This is a genomic window from Massilia sp. LXY-6 (assembly GCF_051233485.1).
Lineage (GTDB): Bacteria > Pseudomonadota > Gammaproteobacteria > Burkholderiales > Burkholderiaceae_D > Telluria.
Genome location: NZ_JBKFGF010000015.1, coordinates 87,080 through 94,653 on the forward strand (window position 1 = coordinate 87,080; position 7,574 = coordinate 94,653).

At 68.8% G+C, this 7,574-nt stretch carries 5 protein-coding genes; 4 read left to right on the forward strand and 1 reads right to left on the reverse strand.

All coding sequences use genetic code 11. The features are described 5' to 3' along the window. The first annotated feature begins 194 nt into the window (after nucleotides 1–194). Together ACI48D_RS08090 and ACI48D_RS08095 are read left to right on the forward strand one after the other, a co-directional pair. Nucleotides 195–3,356 (forward strand): EAL domain-containing protein, encoded by a 3,162-nt coding sequence (locus ACI48D_RS08090; protein WP_435570708.1) that lies wholly within the window; start codon nucleotides 195–197, stop codon nucleotides 3,354–3,356. Then, a complete protein-coding gene (locus ACI48D_RS08095) occupies nucleotides 3,325–5,694 on the forward strand; it encodes a molybdopterin cofactor-binding domain-containing protein (protein WP_435570709.1) in 2,370 nt (789 codons plus the stop codon). Before ACI48D_RS08090 ends, ACI48D_RS08095 begins: the two co-directional genes overlap by 32 nt. Nucleotides 5,695–5,727: 33 nt before the next feature. On the opposite strand, the gene ACI48D_RS08100 is transcribed toward ACI48D_RS08095, so the two are convergent. Further along, on the reverse strand, nucleotides 5,728–6,153 hold the full coding sequence (locus tag ACI48D_RS08100) for a thioredoxin family protein (RefSeq protein WP_435570710.1): 426 nt from the start codon (nucleotides 6,151–6,153) through the stop codon (nucleotides 5,728–5,730). 52 nt (nucleotides 6,154–6,205) lie between these two features. Between ACI48D_RS08100 and tsaB the strand changes: the two genes are divergently transcribed. Together tsaB and rimI are read left to right on the forward strand one after the other, a co-directional pair. Beyond that, on the forward strand, nucleotides 6,206–6,940 hold the full coding sequence (gene tsaB / locus ACI48D_RS08105; RefSeq protein WP_435570711.1) for a tRNA (adenosine(37)-N6)-threonylcarbamoyltransferase complex dimerization subunit type 1 TsaB: 735 nt from the start codon (nucleotides 6,206–6,208) through the stop codon (nucleotides 6,938–6,940). Next, a complete protein-coding gene (gene rimI, locus ACI48D_RS08110) occupies nucleotides 6,940–7,413 on the forward strand; it encodes a ribosomal protein S18-alanine N-acetyltransferase (RefSeq protein WP_435570712.1) in 474 nt (157 codons plus the stop codon). The genes tsaB and rimI overlap by 1 nt, the downstream gene beginning before the upstream one ends. Nucleotides 7,414–7,574: the final 161 nt, after the last annotated feature.

Here is a 7,574-nt window from a genome sequence, read left to right on the forward strand (position 1 = left end):
CTAACTAGACACGCATCATAGCAACACTGAAACGTGGCTGCACGAACACGCTTGCCGTCCAGCCGCATTGCCGGGCATGACAAGTTGCTGACTTATGGAAACTTTGTGTGCATAATCTTCCGGCATAAGTGCATTCATTTCCACCAACGTCACTGCCACCGGGCCGCCCGCCTGCCATGCCTGTACCGGAATTCATGTCCAGAATCGCCAAGCGCATCTTGCCCCTGCGCCTGCTGCGGCTATACGGACGTTCTCTGTACGGCGCGCTGCTGTTGATGGTGTTCGGCGGGCTGGCGGTGCCGGCCCTGGTGGGCAGCTACTTCCTGGTCGGGGTGCAGGAGCGCCACGCCGCGCGCACTGTGCTCGACGAGACCCTGCGGCGCAATGCCGACATCCTCGCGCTCGGCATGCAGGAGTCGCTGTGGAACATGAACGCCGACGCCGCCCGCTCGCTGGTCGACTCCGTGATGCGCGACCCGGCCGTGCTGCACGTGCAGGTACGCGTCCAGGCGGATGGCGATTTCCTCGACCAGCGCGCCGACGCCGCGCCCGAGGGCCACGTGTTCCGCGCCGAGCGGACCGTGGTGGCGCACGGCCAGCCGATCGGCCACGTGCTGGTCGAGATGGACGACAGCCGCAGCCAGCACGAGCTGCGCGCCAAACAGTGGCGCTACGCCGGTGTGCTGGCGGTGCAGCTGGCGGTCTCGCTGCTGCTGATCGTGCTGGTGCTCAAGCGCCGCCTGCTGGCGCCGCTGCGCAGCCTGACCGGCTTTTCCGACACCCTGTCGCGCGGCGACTTCGACACCCCGCTGGTGCTGGCCTCGCGCGACGAACTGGGGCTGCTGGGCGCGCAGATGGAGCGCATGCGGATCGGGATCCGCGAGCTGTTCGCCGACATCGGCCGGCGCGAGGAGCGCTTCCGCACCATCGTGACCCAGGTTCCGGGGGCCGTGTTCCGCGCCCGTCCCGGCGGCAGCATCGACTTCGTCAGCGACGCCATCAAGGATATTGCCGGCTATCCGGCGCGGCTGTTCATGAGCACCACCACCGACCGCTGGACCGACATCGTCGCCCCCGAAGACCGCCGCATGCGGCGCCGCCTGGCCAAGGAAGCGGTGCTCGCCGCGCGTCCCTACGAGATCGAATACCGGATCGTCGACGCCCATGGCGTCGAGCGCTGGGTACTGGAGAGCGGCCAGCCGGTAGCCCAGGGCGGCGACGCCGCGTTCTGGGTCGACGGCATCATCTACGACATCAGCGAGCGCAAGCACAACGAGATGCGCATCGAAGCGCTGCTGGCCGAGCAGGGCGCGGTGCTCGACAACGTGGTGTTCGGCATCGCCCAGGAGCGCGACCTGCGCATCGTCTCGACCAACCGCCGCTTCGACGAGCTGTTCGGCTATGACGAGGGAGAGCTGATCGGCGAGTCGATCGCGGTGCTGTTCCCCGACCATGAAACCTACGCGCGCGGCATCGCGGCCAGCGAGCCGATCCTCGCCAGCGGCAAGGAGTTCAGCGACGAGCACCCGTACCGGCGCCGCGACGGCAGCCTGTTCATGTGCCAGGTGAGCGGCCGCGTGCTCGATCCCGAGCGTCCGGGCGCCGGCAGCATCTGGGTGTATGCCGATGTCACCGAGCGCCACCAGGCCGAGGAAAAGCTGCGCCTGGCCGCCACGGTGCTCGAACACATCGCCGATGGCGTGATGGTGATCGATGTGCACGGCCGGATCGTCGCCACCAACCCGGCCTACACCCGGATCACCGGCTATACCGAGAGCGAGGCGGTCGGTACGCACTCCAATCTCACCCGCGGCGCGGACCACGATCCGGCGTTCTACGACGGCCTGTGGCGCGACCTGGCGCAGACCGGCTTCTGGCGCGGCGAGAGCTGGAGCACCCGCAAGAACGGCGAGGTCTATCTCGAATGGCTGACGGTGTCCGCGGTGCGCGACGACCACGACGCGGTGAGCCATTACGTCTGCGTGTTCAGCGACATCACCAAGCTCAAGGAATCGCAGGAAAAGCTCGACCACCTGGCCCACCACGATCCGCTCACCGGCCTGCCGAACCGCCTGCTGTTCCACGACCGCCTGCAGCACGCGATGGTGCGCGCAGCCCGCGCTGGCGGGCAGCTGGCCGTGATCTTCATCGACCTGGACCGCTTCAAGAACGTCAACGACACGCTCGGCCACCACGTCGGCGACGAACTGCTCAAGCGGGTCGCGGCGTCGCTGTCTGGCTGCCTGCGCGACGGCGACACCCTGGCGCGCCTGGGCGGCGACGAATTCATCGTGCTGCTGGAGGAAGTCGACGGCGAGCGCGGTGCGCGGCTGGTGGTGGAAAAACTGATGCGCCTGTTCGAGCAGCCGGTGCTGGTGTCGGACTACGAGCTGTTCGTCACCGGCAGCGTGGGCATCAGCCTGTTCCCGCAGGATGCGTGCGACCTGAATGTCCTGGTGCGCAATGCCGACGTCGCCATGTACCAGGCCAAGGCGCGCGGCCGTAACGGCTACGCTTTCTATGCGCCGTCGATGGATGGCGAGGGCGTCGAGCGCCTGCGCATGGAAGCACTGCTGCGCCGCGCGATCGAGAAGAACGAGATCTGGCTGGCTTACCAGCCGCAGGTCGAGATCGACGGCGGAGGCCTGATCGGGGTCGAGGCGCTGGTGCGCTGGAACAGCCCGGAGCTGGGCCAGCTCGGGCCGGACCGCTTCATCCCGCTCGCCGAGGACATCGGTTTCATCGACCAGCTCGGCGGCTGGGTGCTGGAGGAGGCTTGCCGCCAGGCGGTGAGCTGGGACCGGGCCGGCCTGTACGTGCCGAAGATCGCGGTCAACCTGTCGGCGCGCCAGTTCGACCGCGGCGGCCTGGCGGGCCAGGTCGAAGGCGTGCTGCGCGAGACCGGGCTGGCGCCGAACCGTCTGCAGCTGGAGGTGACCGAGTCGGTGATCATGAACACCGGCGACGCCATGCAGTATATTAATGAGCTGCACGCGATCGGCGTCGAACTCGCGATCGACGACTTTGGCACCGGCTACTCGTCGCTGGCCTACCTGAAGCAGTTGCCGGTGCAGACGCTGAAGATCGACCGCAGCTTCATCCGGGACATCTCCACGGACGCCATTGGTAAAGAAAATGAGGAAGCGATCGCGATCGCCATCATCCAGCTCGGCAAGAGCATGAACCTGGCGGTGATCGCGGAAGGCGTCGAGACGGTCGAGCAGGCCGCCTTCCTGCTGCGGCATGGCTGCCGCCGCGCACAAGGATATCTATATGCCCGGCCCTTGCCGCCGGAGCAGCTGCTGGAACAATGGGGACAGGATCATGCGAGATACGAATACGCTGGAGCAGGATAAAAGCGAGGGCGGGACTGCGAAGCCGTCGCGCAGCCGGCGCCGCTTCCTGCTGGGCGGCCTGGCCGCCGGCGGCACGCTGCTGGTCGGCTGGGGCTTCGTGCCGCCGCGCCAGCGCCTGCACAGCGCCAGCCCGCTGGCCGTGGAAGCGGGCGCCGTCGCCCTCAACGGCTGGGTGGCGATCGCGCCGGACGGCACCGTCTCGGTGGTGGTCCCGCGCAGCGAGATGGGGCAGGGCGTGAACACCGCGCTGCCGATGCTGCTGGCCGAGGAGCTCGACGCGGCGCTGGAAAACGTCAGGATTTCGCAGGCGCCGATCGACAAGATCTTCGGCAACCTGACTGTGCTGCGCGAGAACCTGCCTTTCCACCCCGACGACCGTGGCAGCATCAAGCAGGGCGTGCAATGGGTGATGTCCAAGGTCGGCCGCGAACTGGGCCTCATGTTCACCGGAGGCTCGACCAGCGTGAGGGATGCCTGGATGCCGATGCGCGAAGCGGGCGCGGTGGCGCGCGCGATGCTGCTGCGCGCGGCCGCCGAACAATGGAAGCTCGCGCAGTCGGAGCTCGCGCAGTCGAAGGTCGATATCGCGCGCCTGGCGACGCGCGACGGCTTCGTGCTGCATCCCGACGGCCGGCGCCTGGGCTACGGCGAACTGGCCGCGCGTGCCGCAGTGCTTGGCGCCGACATCGAGCCGGGCGACGTGCGCCTGAAGACGCCGGCCGAATTCCGCCTGATCGGCCGGCCGGTACCGCGCCGCGACAGCCCGGCCAAGGTGAACGGCAGCGCGCTGTTCGGCATCGATGCGCGCGTGCCCGGCATGCTGTACGCGGCCGTGAAGATGGCGCCGGTGCTCGGCGCGGGTGTCGCTTCCTTCGATGCCGCCAGGGCGATGGCGATGCCGGGCGTGTTGAAAGTGGTCGACGTGTCGTCCGCGCTACCGCAGTTCTCCGGCGCCGGCGCCGGCGTGGCGGTGGTGGCGAAGACCTGGTGGCAGGCGAAGCAGGCCGCGGCGGCGCTGCCGGTGACGTGGAGCGCCAGCCCGCACGCGGGGCTGTCCAGCGAGGCGATCTTCGCCGACTTCGCCAGGCTGCTCGACAGCGAATCCGGCTTCACCTATTTCGAGAGCGGCAGCCAGGACGTGCCGGGTGCGTCAAGAACGCTGCGGGCCGAATACCGTGCGCCTCTCCTGGCGCACGCCACCATGGAGCCGATCAACTGCACCGCCCAGCTCAAGAACGGCAAGCTGAAACTCTGGACCTCGACCCAGGTGCCGAGCGTGGCGGTGGACGTCGCCGCCAGGGTGGCCGGCGTCGACCGCGCCGACGTCTCGCTCGACGTGATGCTGCTGGGCGGCGGCTTCGGGCGCCGCCTGGAAACCGATATGGTGGCCCAGGCGGTGGCGATTGCGAGGGCGCTGAGTGGTGAACTGAGCGGCCAGCCGGTGCAGCTGATCTGGACCCGCGAGGACGACATCACGCATGACGTCTACCGCCCGCAGGCGCTGGCACGCTTCTCGGCGAAGCTGGACCCCAACGGCGACGTGCTGGCCTGGGACAACAAATCGGTGAGCGGCGCGATCGGCCACCAGTACTTTCCGCGCAACCTGGGCCTGCCGGGCATCGGGCCGGACAAGACCACGGCCGAGGGCGAGTACGACATGCAGTACGCGATCCCGAACCGCCGCATCGCCCACGTGATCGCGGACAGCGCGGTGCCGATCGGCTACTGGCGCTCGGTCGGGCACTCCCACAACGCCTTCTTCAAGGAGGGCTTCCTCGACGAGGTCGCGCATGCGGCCGGCAAGGACCCCGTGCTGCTTCGGCGCGAACTATTGCGCGGGCATCCGCGCCACCTGGCGGTGCTGGACGCCGCGCTGGCGCGTGCCGGCTCGGCACCGGAAGGGCGGGCGCACGGCGTGGCGCTGCACCAGTCCTTCGGCAGCATCGTCGCGCATGTGGCCGAGGTGTCGGTGGAAGGCGTCGGGACAGATGCGCAGATCCGTGTGCACCGCGTGGTGTGCGCGCTCGATTGCGGCATCGTCGTGAATCCGAACATCGTGGCCCAGCAGGTCGAGTCGGCGGTGGTGTTCGGACTGTCGGCGGCGCTGGCCGGCGAGATCACGCTGAAGGACGGCCGCATCCAGCAGAGTAATTTTGGCGATTATCCGGTGCTGAGGATGAACCAGGCGCCGCTGGTCGAGACCGTGATCGTCCCCAGCATGGAGCCGCCCGAGGGGATGGGCGAGCCGGCCGTGCCGCCGGTCGCGCCGGCGGTGGCGAGCGCGGTGTTCAAGTTGACCGGGCAGAGATTGCGCAGTTTGCCGCTGCGGCTGGCGTAGGGTGGGCTCTCCGAGCCCATGCGGATGCGGGCTTCACTCCGCGTTGTTCAGCAACACGCGCAAATTGCACTCCCGCTGCCAGCCGCGCCGCTCCTCGCTCGACGCCGCCAGGCGCGCCAATTCATCGTCGGGAAGCAGCGCCTGCGCCTGCACCAGGCGGTCGGTCACGTTCGGATCCGGCAGCATGGTGCCGAAGAAGGCGACGTTGCCGCCGCGCTGCAGCAGCAGGGTAGGGAAGTTCTCGACGTCGAGCTCGCCGACCACGTCGGCCTGGTCTTCGATGTCGATCCAGACGAAGGTCTTGTCCGGGTGGCGCGCGGCCAGTGCGTCGAAGGCGGCGCGGTAGGACGAGCAGGTGCCGCACCAGGCGGCGCACAGGCAGGCGACGACCCAGCCGTCGCCGTCCAGGGCGGCGGCGAGCTGGTCGCGATTGTCGAGCTCGAGAGTCAGGCTATGCATGGGCCGGATTTTACGGCTTTTGGCCGACCGGCGCCACGGGTTAAAATACGGCATGCCTACCATTCTTGCCATCGAAACCTCGTCCGAGCTGGCGTCCTGCGCGCTGTTCAACAGCGCCGGCGCCACGTCCGCTGCATCTTCCACGATCTTCGCCCGCGAATCCGAAGGGGTGCGCACCCATTCGCAATCCGTGCTGCCGATGGTGCAGGAGCTGCTGCGCGAGGCCGGCATCCGGCTGGCCGACTGCGACGCCATCGCCTTCGGCGCCGGACCCGGTTCCTTTACCGGCGTGCGTACCGCCTGCGGCGTGGCCCAGGGCCTGGCCTTCGGCGCCGGCCTGCCTGTGTTGCCGATGGTGACCCTGGAGGCGATGGCCGAGGCCTGCCGCGCCCGTACCGGCGCGACCGAGGTGCTGGCCGTGCTGGACGCGCGCATGGGCGAAGTCTACTGGGCCCAGTACCGCTACGCGGCGGGCTCCTGGCTGGAGGTATCGGCGCCGGCCCTGTGTGCGCCGCAGGACGTCGCGCCGCTGCCCGCCGACGGCCTGGCCGCCTGCGGCAACGGCTTCGCGGCCTATCCGGACGCTTTCGCCGGCAAGGATTTTGCGACGAACGTCCTCGGCGACGTGCTGCCGCATGCGCGCGAACTCGCCCTGCTGGGCGCGGTCGCGCTGGCCGCCGGCCTGGCGGTTCCGGCCGACCAGGCCCAGCCGATCTACCTGCGCAACAAGGTCGCCTACACCAGCGCCGAGCGCCAGGCGATCAACGCGGCGAAGGCAGCCGGTTGATGAGCGCAGCGCTGGAGCAGGCCGCCCTGGAATTGCGGCCGATGGTGGTGGCCGACATCGACGAGGTCTACGCGCTCGAGAAGAGCGTGTTCCCGCATCCCTGGAGCCGCGGCAACTTCGTCGATTCGCTGGCCAGCGGCTACGACGCCTGGGTGCTGCGCGAGCCGGATGAAGGCGCGCTGGCCGGCTATTTCCTGCTCATGCACGCGGTGGACGAGGCCCACCTGCTGGACGTCGCCGTCAGCGCCGGGCGCCAGGGCAGGGGCCTGGGCCGCTATCTGCTGGACCGGATCGCCGCGCGCGCCCGCGAAAAGGGCATGGGCTCGATCCTGCTCGAGGTGCGGCCGTCGAACGCGCGCGCACTGCAGGTGTACGAACGCTACGGTTACACACAGATCGGGCGTCGCAAGGGGTATTATCCAGCCCATGAGGGACAGCGCGAGGATGCGATCGTGATGAGGTTTGCACTATGAACGGGTTTGCCGAACGCGACGCCGTCTTCCTGGCGGAGATGGGGATTGCGCCGCTGTGGCATCTGCGGAATGCGCCGGCCGGGGAGGCTGCGCAGGCAGCTCCGGTGGATGAGGAGGCCGGCGTAGAGGCTCCGGCCGTGGCCGTGCCGGCGCCGGCGCCG